This is a genomic window from Corallococcus llansteffanensis, from assembly GCF_003612055.1.
GTDB classification, from domain to species: Bacteria; Myxococcota; Myxococcia; order Myxococcales; family Myxococcaceae; genus Corallococcus; species Corallococcus llansteffanensis.
This window is the reverse complement of the sequence record NZ_RAWB01000124.1, coordinates 1-19,714: the sequence shown is the minus strand read 5'-3', so window position 1 is coordinate 19,714 and position 19,714 is coordinate 1. Positions and strand designations below refer to the sequence as shown.

General features: G+C 69.4%; 18 protein-coding genes. 12 read left to right on the top strand and 6 right to left on the bottom strand.

Annotated features, from left to right (window positions below; all coding sequences use genetic code 11):
- Positions 1-369: 369 nt before the first annotated feature.
- A complete protein-coding gene (locus D7V93_RS14050; protein ID WP_120643900.1) occupies positions 370-1,809 on the top strand; it encodes a glutamine synthetase family protein in 1,440 nt (479 codons plus the stop codon).
- A gap of 22 nt (positions 1,810-1,831) precedes the next feature.
- On the opposite strand, the gene D7V93_RS14045 is transcribed toward D7V93_RS14050, so the two are convergent.
- Positions 1,832-2,680 carry a DUF1206 domain-containing protein gene (locus D7V93_RS14045; RefSeq protein WP_120643899.1) on the bottom strand — a complete coding sequence of 283 codons (849 nt, stop codon included), beginning with the start codon at positions 2,678-2,680 and terminating at the stop codon, positions 1,832-1,834.
- A gap of 130 nt (positions 2,681-2,810) precedes the next feature.
- Positions 2,811-3,617 carry an alpha/beta hydrolase family protein gene (locus D7V93_RS14040; RefSeq protein ID WP_120643898.1) on the bottom strand — a complete coding sequence of 269 codons (807 nt, stop codon included), beginning with the start codon at positions 3,615-3,617 and terminating at the stop codon, positions 2,811-2,813.
- A gap of 110 nt (positions 3,618-3,727) precedes the next feature.
- Between D7V93_RS14040 and D7V93_RS14035 the strand changes: the two genes are divergently transcribed.
- Positions 3,728-7,345: a serine/threonine-protein kinase gene (locus tag D7V93_RS14035; protein ID WP_244237303.1), complete on the top strand. Its 3,618-nt coding sequence runs from the start codon at positions 3,728-3,730 to the stop codon at positions 7,343-7,345.
- Here D7V93_RS14035 and D7V93_RS14030 read toward each other — a convergent pair.
- The 3 genes from D7V93_RS14030 to D7V93_RS14020 all read right to left on the bottom strand — a co-directional run bounded on the left by D7V93_RS14030 (position 7,342) and on the right by D7V93_RS14020 (position 9,991).
- Positions 7,342-7,839 (bottom strand): hypothetical protein, encoded by a 498-nt coding sequence (locus D7V93_RS14030; RefSeq protein ID WP_120643897.1) that lies wholly within the window; start codon positions 7,837-7,839, stop codon positions 7,342-7,344. The genes D7V93_RS14035 and D7V93_RS14030 overlap by 4 nt on opposite strands.
- Positions 7,840-7,925: 86 nt before the next feature.
- Positions 7,926-8,663 carry a class I SAM-dependent methyltransferase gene (locus D7V93_RS14025; RefSeq protein WP_120643896.1) on the bottom strand — a complete coding sequence of 246 codons (738 nt, stop codon included), beginning with the start codon at positions 8,661-8,663 and terminating at the stop codon, positions 7,926-7,928.
- Between the two features lie 68 nt (positions 8,664-8,731).
- A complete protein-coding gene (locus D7V93_RS14020; RefSeq protein WP_120643895.1) occupies positions 8,732-9,991 on the bottom strand; it encodes an MFS transporter in 1,260 nt (419 codons plus the stop codon).
- Between the two features lie 122 nt (positions 9,992-10,113).
- Between D7V93_RS14020 and D7V93_RS14015 the strand changes: the two genes are divergently transcribed.
- The 5 genes from D7V93_RS14015 (at position 10,114) to D7V93_RS13995 (ending at position 14,809) form a co-directional block, all read left to right on the top strand.
- Positions 10,114-11,103: a LysR family transcriptional regulator gene (locus D7V93_RS14015; protein WP_244237302.1), complete on the top strand. Its 990-nt coding sequence runs from the start codon at positions 10,114-10,116 to the stop codon at positions 11,101-11,103.
- A 63-nt stretch (positions 11,104-11,166) separates the two neighbouring features.
- Positions 11,167-11,781, top strand: coding sequence for a TetR/AcrR family transcriptional regulator (locus D7V93_RS14010; protein ID WP_120643893.1), 615 nt, complete (start codon positions 11,167-11,169; stop codon positions 11,779-11,781).
- Complete coding sequence (locus D7V93_RS14005; protein ID WP_120643892.1) at positions 11,778-12,635, top strand: alpha/beta fold hydrolase; 858 nt, start codon at positions 11,778-11,780, stop codon at positions 12,633-12,635. Before D7V93_RS14010 ends, D7V93_RS14005 begins: the two co-directional genes overlap by 4 nt.
- Positions 12,636-12,809: 174 nt before the next feature.
- The gene (locus D7V93_RS14000) at positions 12,810-13,631 is read left to right on the top strand and encodes a TIGR02452 family protein (protein WP_120643891.1); all 822 of its coding nucleotides are present in this window, start codon (positions 12,810-12,812) and stop codon (positions 13,629-13,631) included.
- A gap of 152 nt (positions 13,632-13,783) precedes the next feature.
- Positions 13,784-14,809 carry an aldo/keto reductase gene (locus D7V93_RS13995; RefSeq protein ID WP_120643890.1) on the top strand — a complete coding sequence of 342 codons (1,026 nt, stop codon included), beginning with the start codon at positions 13,784-13,786 and terminating at the stop codon, positions 14,807-14,809.
- Here D7V93_RS13995 and D7V93_RS13990 read toward each other — a convergent pair.
- The gene (locus D7V93_RS13990; RefSeq protein WP_147451175.1) at positions 14,773-15,333 is read right to left on the bottom strand and encodes a dihydrofolate reductase family protein; all 561 of its coding nucleotides are present in this window, start codon (positions 15,331-15,333) and stop codon (positions 14,773-14,775) included. The genes D7V93_RS13995 and D7V93_RS13990 overlap by 37 nt on opposite strands.
- A gap of 97 nt (positions 15,334-15,430) precedes the next feature.
- Here D7V93_RS13990 and D7V93_RS13985 point away from each other — a divergent pair, with 97 nt between their 5' ends.
- The 5 genes from D7V93_RS13985 to D7V93_RS13965 all read left to right on the top strand — a co-directional run.
- A complete protein-coding gene (locus D7V93_RS13985) occupies positions 15,431-16,480 on the top strand; it encodes a DUF2169 family type VI secretion system accessory protein (protein WP_120643888.1) in 1,050 nt (349 codons plus the stop codon).
- Complete coding sequence (locus D7V93_RS13980; RefSeq protein ID WP_120643887.1) at positions 16,477-17,559, top strand: beta-ketoacyl synthase N-terminal-like domain-containing protein; 1,083 nt, start codon at positions 16,477-16,479, stop codon at positions 17,557-17,559. The genes D7V93_RS13985 and D7V93_RS13980 overlap by 4 nt, the downstream gene beginning before the upstream one ends.
- Positions 17,556-18,035, top strand: coding sequence for a DUF4150 domain-containing protein (locus tag D7V93_RS13975; RefSeq protein WP_120643886.1), 480 nt, complete (start codon positions 17,556-17,558; stop codon positions 18,033-18,035). The genes D7V93_RS13980 and D7V93_RS13975 overlap by 4 nt, the downstream gene beginning before the upstream one ends.
- Positions 18,025-18,951, top strand: a complete 927-nt coding sequence (locus tag D7V93_RS13970) for a hypothetical protein (protein WP_120643885.1) — start codon at positions 18,025-18,027, stop codon at positions 18,949-18,951. Before D7V93_RS13975 ends, D7V93_RS13970 begins: the two co-directional genes overlap by 11 nt.
- Positions 18,948-19,714: Imm49 family immunity protein (locus D7V93_RS13965; protein WP_147451174.1), on the top strand; the 767-nt coding region annotated here is incomplete at its 3' end. The genes D7V93_RS13970 and D7V93_RS13965, both read left to right, overlap by 4 nt.

Sequence of the window (19,714 nt, the reverse complement as noted above, 5' to 3'; positions counted from 1 at the left end):
GCTCATGTCGGTGCACTCACCAGGGGTGCTCAGCTCTTCCTTTCCCTGCAAGCTCAACCCTGCCCACGGTGCTGGCGGCCGCTCGGCCTCCAGCACCTTTCTTCAGATAACTAGGGACACCCCCTAGCCCCCGTTGGAATGCGGACACGCGGTCGACGCATCGCGGCGCGCAGTGTCCACTGGCCGGGGCGCCGGGCCCCCTGTCCCTTGACGTGGGGGCATTCGTGACGGTGTCAGCCCGACCATTAAGCTTCAGTCCGTGGAAATTAGGCTTGATTTCAAGGCGCGGAATGTAAATACCTGCGCCCGAGATTTTGCGGTCCCCCTTCTCCGGCATCCGGACGGGGGACACTGCCTGGAGGCACGGACATGGAGCAGAAGCCGCTGCGGGACTTCCTTGAGATTCCCTACGACGAGCTGGAGGAGCTCAACCTCCGGGTGAAGGAACAGCGCATCCAGCGCGTGTCGCCGGACAAGATGCGCGAGGAGCGCATCAAGTACCTGACCGACGAGAAGCGCATCAAGGCCATCACCGTGTGCTTCACCGACCTGGAAGGTCGGCTGCACATGCTGGACTACGACAAGAAGTTCCTCCTCAAGAGCGCCGACAACCTCACCTTCGACGGCTCCTCCATCCGCGGCTTCTCCGCGCAGGCGGAGAGCGACCTGCGCCTGAACATCGACTGGGGCGCGTTCTACTGGCTGCCGTCCGACATCTTCGGGCCCGGCAAGGTGCTGGCGTTCAGCGAAGTGCTGGAGCGGGACGGCACGCCGTACCACTCGGACATGCGCGGCCAGCTCAAGCGCGCCACGGACGCCCTGTTCCAGAAGGACGGCACCGTGTTCCACGCGGCGCCCGAAATCGAAGGCTTCCTCTTCAAGAGCCGTGACGCCGAGCGCCACTACCACGAGGAAGGCAAGTTCGAGTTCATCTCCATCGGCGGCTACTACCACGCGCTGCCGGGCGACGCGCTGCGCACCTTCATCGACAAGGCCGCGGAAGCGCAGCGCGCCATGGGCTTCCAGAACGAGAAGGACCACCCGGAGGTCGCGCCCAGCCAGTTCGAGATGAACTTCTCGTACAGCGAGGCCATCATCGCCGCGGATCAGATCCAGCTCTACAAGCTGCTCTGCCGTCAGGTGGCCGCGCAGCTGGGCCTCACCGCCAGCTTCCTGCCCAAGCCCGTCACGGGCGTGAACGGCAACGGCATGCACATCAACATGTCGCTGTCCAAGGGCGGCAAGAACCTGTTCCACGACAAGAACGGGCAGGATGGGCTGTCGCCGATGGGCTGGGAGTTCATCGACCGCATCCTCACCAACGCCAACGACATCTGCCTCGTCCTCAACTCCAGCGTGAATTCCTACCGCCGGCTGGATCCGCACTACGAGGCGCCCAACCAGATCAAGGCCTCCGCGAACAACCGCGGCGCCATGGTGCGCATCCCGTTCGGCAACGAGCGCAGCGCGCGCGTCGAGTGCCGTTCGGTGGCGCCGGACGCCAACCCGTACATGGTGCTCTACACGCTGATGAAGACCGGCCTGGAAGGCCCGCAGCCGCAGGAGGACGCGGAGACCAAGCGCAGCCGCACGCGCTTCCTGCCGGACAACATCTACGACGCGATCCGCTTCTTCAAGGGCAGCCAGTTCGTCGCCCAGACGCTGGGTGAGCAGGTGCAGGGCAAGTACGCGGAGCTGAAGATTGGCTCCGCGGATCGCTGCCCCAAGCAGCTGGGCACCCGCGTGAAGGAAGCGGAGATCCAGTTCCACCACGAGGTGACCAACCAGTACCTCTGGAACCTGTTCTAGAGGCTGCTGCTATCGGCGGCTGCTAGAGCCGCCGGTAGCGCGCCTGGAGGACCATGTAGGCGGCGTAGGCCACCAGGCCCGCCGCCACGACCCCCAGGAGCACGTCGCCCGCGGGTTGGCGGGCGACGACGGCCAGGGCCTCACCCAGGCCCTTGGCCTCTCCCGGGTTCGCATCCACGGCGGAGCGGACCAGGAAGATGCCGATGACGGCGAACACCATGCCGCGCGCGGCGATGCCGAAGCGCGACACCCGCTCCACCCAGTGGCGCTGCTGCGCCGCGAGCCCCGTGAGCGTGAGCTTCTCCAGGAACTTCCCCTTCCAGGCCTTGTGGAACTGCTTCACCGCGAAGCCGAGGATGCCCAGGCCCACGAGCGCCACCAGGACGCGGCCGAAGGGCTGCTCCATCAGCGTCGCCGTCCAGCCCTGGGTGCCCTTGCCGCGGCCCTGGGACGCGCCCACCACCATCTTCGCGGCGAAGAGGGCCAGCGACGCGTAGATGGCGCCGCTCAGGAAGTACATGGCGCGCGCCGCGAGCCCCTTCCCGTCGGAGCCCTTCTCTTCCGTGTCCGCGAACGCCTGGGCGAAGCGCCAGACGACGAAGCCCAGCAGGCCCACCACCAGCACCGACAGGAGCACCAGGCCGAAGGGCCCATGCGCCACCGTGTCCACCGCTCCGTGGCTGTCCGTGGTGCGGCCGCCCTGGCCCGCCGCGAGCTTCAGCGCGAGCACCCCGATGATGGCGTAGACGGCGCCCTTCGCCGCGTAGCCCATCCGCCCCAGCTTCTTCGCCCACGGGTGACTCGCGGCCTGCTTCGCCCCTTGCGACAGCCGCTCCATCCCCGGCCCGCGCATCACGTCCATCGTCGTCATGCGAACGCTCCTCCCGTCCCCGACTTCGAACCGATGAGAGGGTGCGCATTCGATGGCCCGGTTGGATGGAAGGCCCCTGCTCCTGGTCCGGGCTCCGTCCGGACGATGGGGGGCTCGGCTGGCCGGCTGCTCAGCGCAGGTTGCGCACGGCCTGCACGACGCGGGGCCACTCCTTCGAGCGCGGATCGATGAGCTCGAAGTGGCCCGCGCCCTTCAGCGGCACGAGGTGCACGGGGTCCTTCTGCTTGAGGCCCCGGGCGTGGAAGTCCTCGCTGACCTTGAGGGGGACGGTGTCGTCCTCGGTGCCGTGCAGCAGCACCTGGGGGAGCTTCAGCGGCTGGAGCGCGGCGGGCGAGGCGACGGCGTAGCGCTCCGGGACCTGCTCCGGGGTGCCGCCCATGAAGGTCTTCACGATGCCCTTGCCCAGGTCCAGCGCGGCGCCCTGCGCGAGATCCAACACGCCGGCCAGGGACACCACGCCCTTCAGCTTGAGGGGGGCGTCGCGGTAGAGCGGCTGGCGCGCGGTGAGGCGGTGGCGCGCGGCCAGCCACATCGCCAGGTGACCTCCGGCCGAGTGGCCCATGGCCACCACGCGTGACAGGTCCAGGCCCAGCGAGGGTGCCGCGTCCACGAGGTGGTCCGCCGCGGAGGCGACGTCCTCCAGCGTGCCGGGGAAGCCGCCGCCGTCCTGGCCCACGCGCCGATACTCCACGCTCCAGGTGGCGAAGCCGCGCCTGGCGAGGTCCGCGCACAGGTGGCCCGCGTGCTCCAGGCCGTACTCCTGGCGCCAGAAGCCACCGTGGATGAAGAGCACCACCGGGTGCGGGCCCTTGCCCGGGGGCTTGCGCAGCTCGGTGAACTGCTGGGGCGCCTCGCCATAGACGATGCGCGCGTCGGGCGGCGGCTGCGGCGTTTCCAGGACCCACATGGAGCTCATGCGCCCATCTTGGGAACGGGCGGCGCGGCACTGCAAGAGGCGGGGACGCGTTGGATGCGTGGGAGACGGGCGCTCCGGTACGCTGCTGTGTCCATCGGGGGTTCCTTCGCGTGCGTGAGACGGACGAGGCAGAGCTGAGGGTGGCCCTCGCCGAGGGCCTGGTCTCGCGCGAGGACGCGGAGGCCCTGCGCGTGGAGGCTGCACGGCGCGGCTGCTCGCCGCTGCAGTTGCTCGTGGAGCGCGGACGGATCTCCTTCGACTCGCTCGTGTCGCTGCGCGAGGAGCTTGGGGTGGAGCCCGCATCGGGGGAGGACGCAGCGGCCTCTGGGGCCTCGACGTCGGAGCATCGCGAGGCAGCGAAGCCACGCGACGCCGGGAGCGGCAGCGACCGGGCCGCTCCGCCCCACGGCCGCCACGCTTCATCGCCCCGCGATGATGGACCCGGGCCCCGCGCGCCCGATGACACGCTTCCTCCGGGCGGTGCGCCTCCCGCCGTGGTGGACGGTCCCGCGTTCCCAGTGCCGTACTGGGAACGCTACCGACCTGTGCGCTTCCTCGGGCAGGGCGGCATGGGCCGGGTGTTCCTGGCGCAGGACGTGCGGCTGCACCGCGACGTCGCGCTGAAGTTCGTGCGCGACGAGGACCCGGAGCTGTCTCGCCGCTTCGTCTCCGAGGCGCGCGCGCAGGCCCGCGTGGACCACGAGAACGTCTGCCGTGTTTACGAAGTCGGCGAGGTCCAGGGGCGCGCGTACATCGCCATGCAGTACGTCGCGGGCCAGCCGCTGCACGCCCTGGCCGGCGTGCTCACCGTGGAGCAGAAGGCACTGGTGCTGCGCGATGCCGCGTTGGGCGTGCACGCCGCCCACCGCGCGGGGCTCGTGCACCGCGACCTCAAGCCCTCCAACATCCTGGTGGAGCGCACCGACGACGGCACCCTGCACCCCTACGTCATGGACTTCGGCCTCGCGCGTGACTGGACCGGCAGCGAGGGCTTCACCGCGACAGGCACCGTCCTAGGCACCCCCCAATACATGGCGCCCGAACAGGCCCGGGGCGAAGTCACGAACCTGGACCGGCGCGCGGACCTCTACAGCCTGGGCGCCACGCTGTACCACCTGCTCACCGGCGAGCCGCCCGTCCCCGGCGCCAACGGCCTGGAGGTCCTCAGCCGCGTCGCCACCCACGAACCCCGCCCACTTCGTGAGCTGGCACCCCACGTCCCGGCGGACCTGGAAGCCATCGTCCTCAAGTGTCTGGAGAAGGAGCGCGGGCGTCGCTACGACTCGGCGCGGGCGTTGGCGGATGATCTGGAGCGGTTCCTCGACGGCGAGCGCGTCCTCGCGCGCACGGGCCCGGCGTACCGCGTGCGCAAGTGGGTGGCGCGGCACCGCCGCGTGGTCGCGGTAGCCAGCGTCGTCGGACTCTCGGCGGTGGGCGTCGTGGGCCAAGGCGTGCTGGCCCGGCGAGAGGTCTCCCGCCGCGAGGCCCTCACCCGGCGCTTCACCGAAGGCGTGGAGCGCATCGAGGCCCAGGCCCGCTACTCCGGGCAGGCGCCGCTGCACGACACGCGGCCGGACCGCGAAGCCCTGAAGGCGCGAATGCGCGACATCGAGACCGCCATGCGCGAAGCCGGCGCCGTGGCGGAAGGGCCCGGCCGTTATGCCTTGGGACGTGGGTTCCTCGCGTTGGGAGACGAAGAGGCCGCGCTCAAGAACCTGGAGGCGGCCTGGGCCGAGGGCAACCACGAACCCCGCGTGGCGTATGCGCTCGCGCTGGTGCTGGGACACCGCTACCAGCGCGAACGGTTGGAAGCAGAACGCATCCCGGACTCGGCCTGGCGGGAGGTGAAGCGGCGGGAAGCCCAGACACATTCGCGCGACCCGGCGCTGGCCTTCCTGAAGCAGGGCCAGGGCGCGGAGGTGCCCGCCCCCGAATACGCCGACGCGCTCCGGGCCTTCTACGAGGACCGCTTCGAGGACGCGCTGAAGTCGCTGGACGCACTGGGCACGCGGCTGCCGTGGTTCCACGAAGCGGCCCTGCTCCGGGGTGACATCCTGCTCGCCCGCGCCGTGCGCCACGCCCTGGCGAGCGAACGCGACCCGGCCCATGAAGACCTGGAGGCCGGACGGCGGGCCTACGACACGGCGGCCGGCATCGGTCGCAGCGTGCCCGCCGTGTACCGCGCGCGAGCGGAGCTGGAGCAGGAGGCCCTGCTGCTGGAGCTCTCCGGCAAGGGCGATGTGCAGCCCGCGTACGTGCGGGGCGTGGAGGCCGTGTCACGCGCCCTGGTGGCGGCGCCTGACGAAGCGGACACCTGGGTGCTGGAAGCGCGCCTCCACCGCCGCATCGCCCAGCTTCGCATCAACAGCGGGGGCGAGGTGGAGCCCCTGCTCAAGCGCACCATCGACGCTGCGAAGGAGGCGCTGCGGCTCGCACCCGAGAAGGTGGAACCGCGTCACGCGCTGGCGATGGGCTGGTGGCAGTGGGCGCGCTACCGGCAGGACCGCAACGAGGATCCGCGCGAACAACTCCAGTCCGCCGTGGCTGCCTTTGAGTCCATCCCGGAGTCCGCGCGCGACTACGACTTCCACCTGGACCTGGGGCTCGTCTTCAAGGTGTGGGCGGACTCCGAGGACGGACGCGGCGGGGACTCGCTGCCCTTCCGCGCGAAGGCCCTCGCGGCCTACCGACAGGCGCTGGCGCTGGATGGGAAGCGGCCGGATGCATGGATCAACCTGGGCACCGCGTACGTGAACCGCGCGAACCATCCGCGAGCCCCGTCACCGGACGCCGACCTGGAAGAGGCCCGGACGGCGCTGGAGCGCGCGAGCACCATCGACCCGGGCCACGTCGTGCCGTGGTTCTACCTGGGCGACGTCCACCGCACGCTCGCGCTGCGCCTGCGCGACCACGGCGGGAACGCGGGGCCGGGCCTCGCCCGCGCGCTGGAGGCCTACCGCAAGGGCGTGGCCATCAACCCGCGCCTGCCCCCGCTCCAGAACGGCGTGGGCACCATCCTGCTCGACCAGGCGCGCGAGGCGTGGGACCGGGGCGATGCGCCCGGGCCCCTGCTGGACGAAGCAGAGCGGGCCTTCACGCAGGCCATCGCCATCGCGCCCACCGTGGGCTTCGCGCACAACAACCTGGGCGAGGTCCGCGCCTGGCGCGCCACGTGGAAGCTGCTGCGCGGCGAGGACCCCACCGCGAGCGCGAAGGAAGCACAGACCGCGCTCCAGCAGGCCACCACCCTGCTGCCCGGGGTCGCTCAGCCGTGGGCCAACCTGGGACAGGTGCACCAGACGCTGGCCGCGTTCGCGCTGAAGCAGGGCAAGGATCCGAAGCCGTCCACCGCGCGCGCCACGGAGGCGCTGGAGCGCGCGCTGAAGCTCAACCCGAGGCTCGCGCAGGCGTGGCGCTGGAAGGGAGAGACACAGGCCGTGGAGGCCCGTTGGGGCACGGCCTCCGACGAGGCCTTCGAGCTCGCGGCGAGCTCGTTCCAGAAGGCCCTGGAGCTGGAGCCCGAGAACCTGGAGCAGCGGCTGGCCTTCGGCGCCTTCCTCCGCGAGTGGGCCACGTGGAGGGAGCACGCCGGCCAGGACGCGCGGCCGCGACTCCAGCAGGGCCTGTCCCTCACCGAGGCGCTGCTCACGGCGCGCCCCGGCTGGAGGGAGGCAAACGGGCTGCGCGAGGACCTGCGGCGCGCCCTCGCGCGACTGCCGCCGGATTAGTCCCCGCCGCGGCCCGTCACTTCCAGGGTGCCGTTGATGGTCTCCTTCACGCCCTGGGGCTGCGTGCACTTCGAGCAGTCGCCCGTCGTCGCGCACGCCCACAGCTGGTACTGCTTGCTCGCATCACTGGCGAGCAGGGTCCAGGAGGCGCTCGTGCAGGCGGACACCAGCAGCGGTCCCGTCACGTCGCCCGCGAAGATCGCGTAGTCCGACACGCCGATGCACCGGTCCTGATTCACGTTGGACACGAAGGTCACGGTCTGCCCGGGATCCACCCTCACCGTCTTGGAGCTGAAGTGGACCTTGCCTTCCGCGTCCGCGGTGATGTCCACCACCACGCCCGCGTCTGTCGGAGGGGTCGGGGGCGTCGTGCAGGACTCCACCAGGGTGCCGTCGCTCAGCGCGGCCGGGTCGGCGTTGGAGGTACGGGATTGCGTGGCGCACGCCAGCACCAGGCCGGTGATGCACAGGGGGAAGAGGACTCGGATTCGCATGGGCGGTGTCTCCTGGGGACTGCGTGATGACACATCCAGGCCCTGTCTGAGAACGGCAGTTGCAGTGCCAGCGCGAATGACCCGGCTCACCGCTCGCAGCACAGCGCTGCCGCGTGAGGGTTGTCGAGGTAGTCCTGCCAGAACTCCCGGCCGTACCGGGAGATGCCCTCGGGGGAGCACTCGGGACGCATCCAGGTGAGGTGGTGGAATCCCGCTTCGCGCAGCGCCTGCTCGTGAGTGGCCCGGCTCCAGAGGGAGAAGTGGATGGTGAAGGGAGTCTTCGTGTGCAGCTCCGCGGAGATCGCCTGTCCCTCCCGAGGGGACTCCGGGAAGTCCAACATCGTGATGCCATAGCGGGTGCTGTTGGGACCCTTCGCGCTGAACCCGGGGTTGAACGCATAGGTGACGAAGCGGCCCCCTGGCTTCAGGTGGGAATGGATGTTCCGGCACATGCGCAGCAGGTGTTCGGGCGAGTTCGCGTAGTGCAGGAGATAGACGGCCGTCACGCAATCAAAGACACCCAGCAGGGCCATGTCGGCGACGTCCGCCACGTGGTACTCGATGCCCAGAGGTTGGGCCTCTTCGTGTCGCCGGGCGCCGCCAATCATCTCCTCCGAGATGTCCACGCCGACCACCCGGTGGGCGCCTCGCGCCTTGAGCTGCCGCGTGTACAGCCCGTCGCCGCACGCCAGGTCCAGGACGGTTCGCCCCTCCACGGAGCCGAGCGCTTTGAAGAAGGTATGACCCTCGATGTACTCCGAGCGCACTGGCAGGACATCCCAGTCCGCGACCTTCTCTCCAATCTGGTCATACTGCGCCGACATTTCTCACGACCTTTCCGGGCGATGTCAGGGAGGCCCTGGCACCCGCGGTGCTGAGCGTGAGCATCGTGTCATCGCGCTCGCGGTCCGTCGATGCGGACCCACAAGGCCGCCAGCGCGGAGGCGGTCGCAAGCAGCGTCACCGCCATCCATCCCCACCGGGCCAGCACGAGGCTGCCGCTCGCCGCGCCGACGGACATCCCGATGAACATGCAGACGAACAGCACCGCATTGAGCCGGCTGCGTGCGGCGGGGTCGATGCCGAAGACGATCGTCTGATGCGCCACGAGCATGATCTGGGCGCCGAGGTCGAAGCCAATCGCACTGCCGGCAATCAGCCACAGCCGGGCGTTCGGTTCGAGCCACGGCACCGCGAGCATCGTGGCGAAGGAGAGCGCGGCCAGTCCGGCGCCCAGGCGGGTGACCACTTCAGGCCCGAAGCGATCCGCGAGGCGGCCCGCCACCGGCGCGCCCAACGCCCCCGCCGCACCCGCCAGACCGAAGGCACCGGCGGCCGCGCTCCCCAGGTGAAACGGTGCGCCATGCAGCATCACCGCGAGGGTGGACCAGAACGCGCTGAAGCCCACTGACACCAGCCCCTGCGCCAGCGCCGCCCGGCGCAGGGCGCCGTACCTGTTCCACAAGCTGGCGAGCGAACCGAGCAGGGCGCCATACGAGAGCGTGGTCGTCGGGAGGAAGCGGGGCAGGCCGCGCCAGGCCGCCACGCCGACCAGGGCCACGCTGGCGGCGGCGACGAGGTACATGGCGCGCCAACCGAAGTGCTCGGCGACCACACCGCTGAGGACGCGGGACAACAGGATGCCTAACAGCAGGCCGGTCATCACCGTGCCCACCACCTTGCCGCGCTCGCGCTCGGGGGCCAGGGTCGCGGCGGCCGGCACGATGTCCTGCGCCACGGTCGCCGTCAGGCCGACGGCGAAGCTCACCGCCAGCAGCAGGCCGACGCTCGGAGCGATGCCGCCCAGCAGCAGCGCCATGCTCAGCAGGGCGGCCTTGAGGAGGATGATGCGGCGCCGGTCGAAGCGGTCGCCGAGGGGCGCCAGCAGCAGGATGCCCAGCGCGTATCCCAACTGCGTGAGCGTGGGCACGAGGCCCACCGCGGTGTCGGAGGCACCGAGGGTGGCCCCCATCACCCCCAGCATCGGCTGGCTGTAATAGATCGAGGCCACCGACAGTCCGGCGCTCGTGGCCAGCAGCAGGCGCAGGCCGCTCGACATGGGCTCGCTGCCACCCTGGCTGGAGGCGGCGGAGACCGCCGCGGGCAAGGTGCCGGTTCCGGCGGTTCCATGTACGGTACGAATGAAGAGCATGTGGTTCACCCCTGGCGCTGCGAGTCGAAGTGACAGTGCGCCAGAGGGAGAGGCACTGGTAGTAGCGTGCTCCGCACAGCGGATATACGCCTCACGTATGAATCAGCGTGGAGTACGCCCTCATGCCCCACCCTTCAAAGCCGGCCCGGCCGCGTGTTTCCCAGAAGCGGATGCCTCCAACTCCCGCGCCAGCCAGCGCCGACCGGCTGGAGCTGATGCAGACCTTCATCCGCATCGTCGACGCGGGGAGCCTGTCCTCCGCCGCCGCGCAGCTGGGCACCACGCAGCCGACGGTGAGCCGCCGGCTCCAGGCGCTGGAGCGTTCGCTGGGGCTGCGGCTGCTTCAGCGCTCCACGCATACGATGAAGCTCACCGAAGACGGTGCGCGCTGCTACGAACGGGCGAAGGAGCTGCTGGCCAGTTGGGAGATGCTCGAGGCCGACCTGCGCGGCGCGAGCGACGAACCGGAGGGCACGCTGCGCGTCGTGGTGCCCCATGCCTTCGGGCAGGAGTTGCTGGTGGAGCCGCTGACGGAATACCTGCGTCGCCACGCGCGGGTCTCCGTTGAATGGCTGCTGCACGACCGGGCGGTGGATTTCATCGCGGATGGGATCGATTGCGCGATCCACGTCGGAGAGGTGCAGGACCCCAGCGTGGTGGCGATCCGCGTGGCCGAGGTGCCACGCATCGTCGTGGCCGCGCCGTCAGTGCTGGCGGGCGTCCCCGTGCCGACCCATCCCGACGAGCTGGCACGGCTGCCCTGGCTGTCATTGCGCACGTTCTATCGCAACGAGCTATCGCTGACCCACGTGGACACCCGCGAGGTCCGGCCCATCGTCTTCCAACCGCGCGTGAGCACGGACAGCCTCTACGCCCTCCGCAGCGCCGCGGTGAAGGGCCTCGGCGTCTGCGTGGGCTCGTCCTGGGTGCTCCAGGAGGACCTGGCGCGGGGCCGACTCCTGCACCTGGTGCCGCGCTGGAGGGCCGCGCCCCTGCCCATGTACCTGCTCTATCCCCATGCGCGGTTCCATCCCGCGAGGCTGCGCAGGTTCGTGGAGTTGATGCGGGAGAGGATCCCCGCAGCCCTGGCGGTGGCAACACACCGAGGCTGAGCCCATCGGTCGCGGCACCGAGGCGCTCTTTACATTGAGCGAACGTTCACTCAACATGAGTGCATGCCACGTACGGCGGATGCCAACTCAGCCCTCCGGGAGAAGACGCGGGAGCGCGTCCTCCAGGCCGCGGTCCGGCTCTTCTCCCGGCACGGCTTCGACGGGACCAGTGTGCGCGCCCTGGCCCAGGAGGCGGGCATCGCCGTGGGGCTGCTCTACGCGCACTTCGAATCGAAGGAGGCGGTGCTCGTCGCGCTGATGCAGTCGTCGATGGGCGACGTGGCGCGCACGCTGGACGACGCCGACCTCCAGCCCACCGCCCGCGGCTTCGTCACCGTGCTGCTCGAGTCCGCCGTGACGCTCCTCGATGCGCACCGGGACCTCTGGCGGCTGGGCTACGGACTGAGGCACCAGCCCGAGGTGCTCGCCCGGCTGGAGCTTCCCCTGGCGCACCTGATGGAAAAGACCCACCAGCGGCTGGAGCAGGCGCTCCGGCAGCGCGGCGTGCGGGAGCCCGGCATCGAGGCGCTGCTCCTGTTCGCCACCGTGGATGGCATTTCGCAGCAGTACGTGCAGCACGAAGGCGACTACCCCATCGCAGCGGTGATTCGCGCCGCGGCGAGCCGGTGGCCCGCCACCCCACCACCTTCGCGCAAGAGAAAGGCAGGCACACCATGAAGCGGCTGCGGGTTCCTGGCGGTGAGATGGCCTGGTGGGAGGAGGGCACGGGCACGCCCGTGGTGCTCGTGCATGGAACGCCGTCGTCCTCCCAGGAGTGGCGAGCGGTGGCCCGGCGGCTCACGCCGTCGCACCGTGTCCTCGCGCCGGAGCACCTCGGCTTCGGACAGAGCGACCGGCCCGGCGACTGGCGCACGTACTCCCTGCCCTGGCACGTGGAGAACCTGCGGTCCTGGTTCGAGCAGCTGCAGTTGGGCCGCTTCCACCTCGTGGTGCACGACTTCGGCGGCCCCATCGCGCTGCCGCTCGCCATCGCGGCCCCGGAGCAGGTGCTCAGCCTCACGGTGATCCAGAGCTGGTTCTGGGACCTGAAGGCTCCGAACATCGACAACGCGCTGATGCGGTGGCTGTACCTCTCCGGGAACTTCTCCGCGCGGATGATGGTGAAGCTGTCCTGGGGCCGCCGGGTGAAGCTGACGCGGGAGCTTCACCGGTCCTTCCTCTCCCAGTTCCCGGACAGGGCGTCGCGGATGGGCACCTGGGGCTTCGCGCGCTCCGCGTCCCACGAAGGGCCGTGGCTGGACGCCCAGGGCCAATCCCTGGGCCGGCTCGCGGACCTCCCGTCCCTGCTCGTCTGGGGCAGGGCCGACAAGCTGGTCAAGCCCGAGCACCTGCTCCGGTGGAAGCAGGAGCTTCCACGAGCGAAGGCGCTCGAGTTCGATGACGTGGGCCACTTCCCGCAGCTGGAAGCGCCGGAGGAGCTGGGCACCGCGCTGCTCGAACACTTGGCTTCCGCTGTCAGCCTGGGGCCGCCCGGGAAGGCGACCGCGGCGGAGTCGACCCTGCCCAGGTGAGCAGGCCCGAGCCGCCGCGCATCCCGGCGTGCCGTCCGCGCGACGGCCTCCTCTTCCTGAAACGTGCTGGTGACGCCGGCCGCATGTCAGGCCTGCGCGTCAATCTTCGTGTATTATCGACACGAAGCTTCCCGGGCCAGGCCCGGGAGCAGGAAGCCAGCCAGGGAGCAGGTCATGTCGCTGAAGGGACTCGCGCAGGAGACGGTGGGAATCGTGGAGCGGGGCGAGTACGTGGCGCCGTCCGGGCAGCCCGTCCTGTTCCGGGAGTCGGTGGTGCGCGCCCTGCGCGGGACGGTGCTCTACCGGCCCGGTGACTTCGCGCGGCTGCCCCGGCCCGAGCCTCGCGCGACAGGCGCCGCGCTTCGCATCGAGGTCACGTCAGAGAAGACGGGCGCCGCGTCGCGCCGGTTGGTGGAGGCGGAGGGTGTGGCGGGTGTCGTCGCGCTCAACTTCGCGTCCGCGAAGAATCCGGGCGGCGGCTTCCTGGGCGGGGCGAAGGCGCAGGAGGAGGACCTGGCGCGCTGCTCGGCGCTCTATCCGTGCCTGCTCACGCAGCGCGAGTACTACGACGCCAACCGCGCGGACCGCTCACCGCTGTACACGGACCACCTCATCTACTCGCCGGAGGTGCCCTTCTTCCGCGACGAGGGACTCAGCCTGCTGGAGAAGCCCTTCTGCGTGTCCATGGTCACCGCGCCCGCGCCCAACGCCGGCTCGGCCGAGCGGAATGCGCCGCACCTGCTGCCCCGCCTGCGCGAGGTGCTGCACGCGCGGGCCGTCAAGGTGCTCCAGGTGGCGGCGCACCACGGGCACCGCACGCTGGTGCTGGGCGCGTGGGGCTGCGGCGCCTTCCGCAACAACCCGCGCGACGCGGCGGACGCCTTCGCCAGCGCCCTGGACGCGTTCCCCGGAGTCTTCGAGCGGGTGGTGTTCGCGGTGTGGGAGCGGGTCGAGGACGGGCCCAACCAGCGGGCCTTCCGCGAGCGGTTCGCCTGAAGCGGGGGACATGGACGCGTGGGGCGTGGACGACAACGACAGCAGGCCAGGCCCCCCCGAAGCCCGGCGCGAGAGCTTTCCGGGTGGCGAGCGGCATGCGGGCGGGTTAGCCCCAGGGCCTCGCGGCGCATGCCGTCACACGGAGGTGATTCATGGAGTACCGCAAGCTGGGGAACAGTGGCCTGAAGGTGTCGACCCTGTGCCTGGGGACGATGACGTTCGGCGAGCCCACCGAGGGCTCGATGATGCACGGGGTGGCGGCCGACCAGAAGACGTCCTTCGCCATCATGGACCGCGCGCTGGAGGCGGGCATCAACTTCTGGGACACCGCCAACGTCTACGGCAACGACGGGCTGACGGAGAAGGTGCTGGGCCAGTGGTTCACCCAGACCAAGCGACGCGACGACGTGGTGCTGGCCACCAAGTTCCGCTTCCGCATGGGCAAGGGCCCCAACGCCACGGGCGCCTCGCGCTACCAGATCCGCACCGCGGTGGAGGGCAGCCTGCGCCGGCTGCAGACCGATCGCATCGACCTGTACCAGGTCCACATGCAGGACATCGACACGCCCGAGGAGGAGACGCTCCGAGCGCTGGAGGACCTGGTGCGCCAGGGCAAGGTGCTCTACATCGGCGCCAGCAACTACGCCGCCTATCGGTTGGTGGACAGCGTGTGGACGAGCAAGACCCAGCACCTCTCGCGCTTCGTGGCGCTGCAGGCCCAGTACAGCCTGGTGTCCCGCGAGCTGGAGCGCGAGCACGTCCCTGTCTGTGAGCAGTTCGGCCTGGGCATCCTCCCGTGGTCCCCGCTGGCCGGTGGCTTCCTGTCGGGCAAGTACCGCAAGGGCCAGCCGCCGCCGGACTCCTCGCGCCTGGCGAAGTGGAAGGACCGACTGGCCGGGTTCGACACCCCCAGGAACTGGCGGACCCTGGAGGCCGTGGACGCGGTGGCCGCCGAGCTGAAGGCCTCACCTTCCCAGGTGTCCCTGGCGTGGCTGCTGCGCAAGCGCGCCGTCACCTCCGTCATCTTCGGAGCGCGCACCGTGGAGCAGCTCGAGGACAACCTCCAGGCCGCCGAGCTGAAGCTGGACGACGCGCAGCTCAAGCGGCTGGATGAGGCGAGCGCCCTGGAGCTGGGCTACCCCTACAACTTCATGCAGAGCGTCCAGGGCCGGTGGTAACGGGGCAGCCAGGAATTGACGCGATACCGCACGAAGACGGCCCCGCTCCTGAATGTCTTCTGTTCAAGCAGTTCGAGCTTGATGTCGCGCTGGAGGTTCTTGAACAGCGGCGTGCCGCCTCCGACAGCGACCGGTGCGTAGGCGATAAAGACCTCGTCGATCAGCCCTTGCGCCAGGAAGGACGACGCAAGGGTCGGGCCGGCGATGCTCAGGTCCTTTTGCGCGCTGAGCTTGAGCTGCTTCAACGAGGCTGCATCCAGCTCCGGGATGAGCTGGGTGCGCTTGCTTCGGACCTCGCGCAGCGACTTCGAGACCACGAGCTTGTCCATGGCCTGCCACAGTCGCGCGAACACGTTGTCAGGCGGGTCGCCCTGGGGATCTTGAAACTCCCAGTAGACCATCACTTCGTACATCTGACGGCCGTAGATCTCCGTGCCAATCTGGCTTGCCAGTTCATTGTGCCCTTGAGGGAGTGAAATTCGAGCGCCACGGAACTGGGCCAATCCCAAGCGGGTCGAGTACACCGCCTACATCGACGCCTCGAAGCTCTTCGGCCCGTAGGGGCCTGCCCGCAATCAATCTACTGCTATCCTGGTCCCGCTGAATCCCTTGGGGGATGGAATGCATGGGCCGGCCGCAGAACTGATTCGTCGGGGCTTCGTCAACCTGACGCCCTTCTCGGCGGGTCACTTCCTGTTGCTGGATGCGCGGGGCACGGAGGTGCTGACGCTCGCCGTCAAGGCGTCCTTCCTCCTGACACCCCCGGCGCGCCTGACGCCGCTGGAGCCCCAGCTTCCCATCCACCTGGAGCCGGTCTTCCATGGCAAGACAGGCGCTTCCAGCCTGAAGTACGAGCTGGATGCCGTCCTTCCCAAGCGGACCACGGACGTGGTGCTGCTCGGGAATGCCCACGCGCCAGCGCCCCGGACCACGCAGGTCGAGGTCTCGATCCGAGTCGGTGCGCTGAGCAAGGAGGTGCTCGTGCTGGGCGACCGGGTCTGGGACCAATTCATGGGCACCACCACCCTGAGCAGCCCCCTGCCCTTCGAGCGGATGCCCCTGACGTATGAGCGCGCCTATGGCGGCTGGGACCGGAGCGACCCGGAGAAGCCCGTCGCGGACATGCGCAATCCGGTGGGCACCGGATTCATCGCACACCCCTCGCGGACACGGTGCGCGGGCATCCGGCTTCCCAACCTGGAGGACCCGCGCAACCGCATCCATCGTCCCGGAGACCGTCCCGCGCCCGCGGGCCTGGGCTTCATCGCGCCGCACTGGCTGCCCCGCCTCCAGCTCGCGGGGACCCATGACACCGCCTGGCAGCAGCAGCGCTTCCCCCTGGCGCCGCAGGACTTCAATCCCCACCACCACAATGCCGCGCCCTCGGACCTGCAGTCCCCGGCCTTCCTGGTGGGGGGCGAGCCGGTGGAGTTGCTCCATGTCTCGGCCCGGGGCCCGCTGAGCTTCCGGCTACCCTCCCACCGCTTCGAGGGCGTGGTCATGATGCGCTCCCAGCGCCAGGCGTTCCCCCTCCACCTCGACACGGTCCTCATCGACACCGACGCGGACCACCTGGTCATGACATGGCGGGGGGCTCTTCCCATCCACCGCCGTGTCCACGAGCTGGCCTGGGCCAAGGTCCAGTCCGTGGACGGAGGGCCCCGGACATGAGCCCGCCGCGCACCGGCTCCATGGCCCTCACGGGCATCGGAATGGTGACCTCGGTGGGCCTGGGGGCCTATGCGTCGTGTGCCGCGCTCCGGGCCGGCCTGGTCCGCATCCGGGAGCTGGACCTGCCGCAGGGGACGGAGGGCCTCGCGACGAGGCGTCCCCTGGTGGGCAGCCCCATCAAGGGCCTCACGGACGGGTACTTCGGCCTCGGCCGCTGGGCCCGGCTCGCGGTGGATGGACTGCGCGACCTGCTGGCCAATGCCAGGCTGGAGACCGGGCAGCTTGCCCAGGCCGGCCTCTACCTCGGGCTGCCGCCGTCCGCCTCACCCGAGCGGCAGCAGCAGCTCGCCACCCGCATCACCCAGTGGCTCCAGGTCCCAGGACTGATGCCGCGCATCCACTTCTACCCGCGGGGGCATGCCTCCGCCGTCCATGCGCTGGGGGATGCGCTCGCGCAGCTGCGGCAGGGGCGGCTGGCCCTGGCGGTGGTGGGCGGCCTGGACTCGCTGGTGGAGCCGGAGACCCTGACGCGGCTGCGGGGCGAGGGCCGGCTGAAGACGGACGAGCACCCCGTCGGCTTCGTGCCCGGTGAAGCCTCGGCCTTCTTCCTGCTCGAGACTCCGCTGATGGCCCGGCGCAGGAAGGCCCAGGTGATGGCATGGCTGGAGTCGTCCCAGCTGGCGCGGGAGCCCGTCACCGCGGACTCGGGAGAGCCCTGCGATGGCCAGGGGCTGGGACAGGCCATCACCGCCGCCTTCGAGACGCTCGAGGACCGCGGCGCCGGCACGGGGCTGGTCATCAACGACCTGAACGGCGAGCTGTACCGCGCGGAGGAGTTCTCCAAGGCGGTACCACGGGTGCTGCGCCACCTGCGCGGCCCCTGGCGGCACTGGCACCCCGCGGACTGCATCGGTGACACCGGGGCCGCCTCGGGAGCGCTCTCCGTCTGTATGGGCGCGCGTGCCCTCATCAGAGGCTACGCCGCCACAAACCAGGTCCTCACGTGCGCCTCCTCGGAAGAGGGGCTCCGCGGGGCGGTCTGTCTGCGCAGTGCTGACAAGGAGGACGAGCCGTCATGAGCACGAAGGTGGGAGTGAACAAGCTGTCCATCGTCCACAAGGACTCGTCGGGGGTCACCATCGCGTTCCCCGACGTGTGCCTGACCCCAGGGCCGCCCTCGCCAGTCCCGGTGCCCTATCCGAACATCGCGAAGTCCAGTGACACGGACAAGGGCACCAAGAGCGTGACGTGTGATGGCAACCCGGTCGCGGTCAAGGACTCGAACTTCAAGACCAGCACGGGTGACGAGGCGGGGACCAACAAGGGCGTGGCCTCGGGAAAGACTCAGGGCAAGGCCGAGTTCGTCAACTACTCCTTCGACGTCAAGTTCGAGGGAAAGAACGTGGCGCGTGCGCTCGATCTGATGCTCCACAACGACAAGAACACGCCGCCCGCCCCGCTGCTCCAGGCCCCACTTATCGCCCTGGGGCAGTCGCCAACCGGCCCGGATCCGGAAATCCCCAAGCTCTCGGTGGAGTGGAAGAATGGCGATTAATCCCGAGACCACGCACGAGGCGGAAGCCGAAATCACGACTGAGCAGTGGGAAAGCAGGGGCAAGAAGGACCACATGGTCAGCCGCAAGCGCCTCCCCAAGGACTGGCAGGAGTGGTCGAAGGACAACCGGCTGGACTCCTACTGGACCCGGTTTCCGCTCAAGGGAAAGAAGGGCGGAAAGCCTCCCTTCCAGGTGGGGGATGAGGCGGTTCCCAGTGGCAGCAAGAAGGTCACGGTGAAGTGGAAGGTCTGGGAGTCCTCCGACCAGCTGCACGACAAGGAGGTCGAGTTCTACTCGGTGATGCGCGCCGAGAAGTACTACATCGACGCGGGCTACAAGAAGCTCGGCTCGAAGTACTCCTTCACGCTCTTCGGTCGCCCCATCGAGGACTGCGGCGTCGACAACTTCTTCTACCGCGCCTCGGACCGGAGCTACGTCTTCTGCGAGTCGAAGTTCACGCGGAGCATGGCCACGTTCGCGAGCTGGAAGGCCGACAAGAAGCGGGTCTGGGCGCGGCTGTCCAACTACAAGGGCCAGCGGCAGATGAGCTGGAAATGGATTCAGGACCGTGCGCAGAAGGCCTATAAACGCCCCAGCGGACTCAGACCGGATATGCCCCTGGCGGAAAAGGCAGCCCTGCGCATGGCCGCGGCACGCATGAAAGGGGCTGCTGACCAGAAGAACGGCAAGCGCATGGTCAACATCCATGGCGCGGACCATGTTCCGGTCTGCCCGGGTGTGTACACCTTCACCTCGGACGAGGCGGGGGTCATCTCCAGCAACGAACTGCTCGTCGATTGGCCATTCACGCCAGCGGAAGATGAATTCATTGAACTGGGCGAGGAGTTTGACGCCTGGGCCAGCAAGAAGAACGCTGGCGATGAGGCGCCGCCTGCCCCGGGGAGTGGAACGTGAACAAGGCCGAGCAGCTCGAGGAATCCTTCCTCAGGATTGAAACGCTCATCGAGTACTTCCTGACCGAGACCCTCACCCGTCCCTACGCGTCCTGCGTCGGCTTCGGCAATCTCGTGAACTCCGTCATGGACGCGTTGCACAACCGTGCGCTGCTGCGCTTCCTGCTGAGCGCGGACGTGGACGGTTTCTTCGAGGACCTGAACCGCGCCACGCTCACGTCCCTCACCCTGCTCAAGGGCTACCATCAGGGCTACGACGTGGAGAAGACCCGGGCCAATGCCTATACGGCCTTGCCCCTGGCCTGTGCCCTGGCCGCCGGCAGCTTCCCCCTGGCCCGGGAACTCGACTCCCTCATGCCCCGGGAGCTGGACGTGCCCGAGGAGCGGGACAACTTCGTCTACACCCGGGCACTGCGCGCGCTGGCCACCGGGGACGAGCAGGCCCTTGCCCAGGCCATGCAGGAAGCGCCCGAGGCCTGCAGGGGGTGGTTCCGGCTCGAGGAAAAGGTGGCCGTACTCGACGGGCTGATGCGACGGGACGAGGCCGCCTTCAACCAGGCCCTGCTCGCCTACCTCGACTCCTTCGAGGACCTGGAGGAGGACGAGCGCGAGGAGCTGTCTCCGGGGGCGGATGACCTGGACGTGGACGCCCTGGCCTTCGTGCAGCTGGCCCGGAAGCGGGGGCTCGCGCTGAAGGCCGGCCACCGGATGCTTCCGCCCGAGCTCCTCGAGCCCCGCCCCCGCGTTCCCCAGGACGGCTACCC

Excerpts from the sequence above, each read along its gene's own strand:
- D7V93_RS14005 (WP_120643892.1), top strand. The coding sequence starts at position 11,778 with ATGAAGCGGCTGCGGGTTCCTGGCGGTGAGATGGCCTGGTGGGAGGAG.
- D7V93_RS14010 (WP_120643893.1), top strand. The coding sequence starts at position 11,167 with ATGCCACGTACGGCGGATGCCAACTCAGCCCTCCGGGAGAAGACGCGG.
- D7V93_RS14000 (WP_120643891.1), top strand. The coding sequence starts at position 12,810 with ATGTCGCTGAAGGGACTCGCGCAGGAGACGGTGGGAATCGTGGAGCGG.
- D7V93_RS14050 (WP_120643900.1), top strand. The coding sequence starts at position 370 with ATGGAGCAGAAGCCGCTGCGGGACTTCCTTGAGATTCCCTACGACGAG.
- D7V93_RS13995 (WP_120643890.1), top strand. The coding sequence starts at position 13,784 with ATGGAGTACCGCAAGCTGGGGAACAGTGGCCTGAAGGTGTCGACCCTG.
- D7V93_RS14045 (WP_120643899.1), bottom strand. The coding sequence starts at position 2,680 with ATGACGACGATGGACGTGATGCGCGGGCCGGGGATGGAGCGGCTGTCG.
- D7V93_RS13970 (WP_120643885.1), top strand. The coding sequence starts at position 18,025 with ATGGCGATTAATCCCGAGACCACGCACGAGGCGGAAGCCGAAATCACG.
- D7V93_RS13985 (WP_120643888.1), top strand. The coding sequence starts at position 15,431 with ATGCATGGGCCGGCCGCAGAACTGATTCGTCGGGGCTTCGTCAACCTG.
- D7V93_RS14040 (WP_120643898.1), bottom strand. The coding sequence starts at position 3,617 with ATGAGCTCCATGTGGGTCCTGGAAACGCCGCAGCCGCCGCCCGACGCG.
- D7V93_RS14030 (WP_120643897.1), bottom strand. The coding sequence starts at position 7,839 with ATGCGAATCCGAGTCCTCTTCCCCCTGTGCATCACCGGCCTGGTGCTG.
- D7V93_RS13975 (WP_120643886.1), top strand. The coding sequence starts at position 17,556 with ATGAGCACGAAGGTGGGAGTGAACAAGCTGTCCATCGTCCACAAGGAC.
- D7V93_RS13980 (WP_120643887.1), top strand. The coding sequence starts at position 16,477 with ATGAGCCCGCCGCGCACCGGCTCCATGGCCCTCACGGGCATCGGAATG.
- D7V93_RS14015 (WP_244237302.1), top strand. The coding sequence starts at position 10,114 with ATGCCCCACCCTTCAAAGCCGGCCCGGCCGCGTGTTTCCCAGAAGCGG.
- D7V93_RS14025 (WP_120643896.1), bottom strand. The coding sequence starts at position 8,663 with ATGTCGGCGCAGTATGACCAGATTGGAGAGAAGGTCGCGGACTGGGAT.
- D7V93_RS14020 (WP_120643895.1), bottom strand. The coding sequence starts at position 9,991 with ATGCTCTTCATTCGTACCGTACATGGAACCGCCGGAACCGGCACCTTG.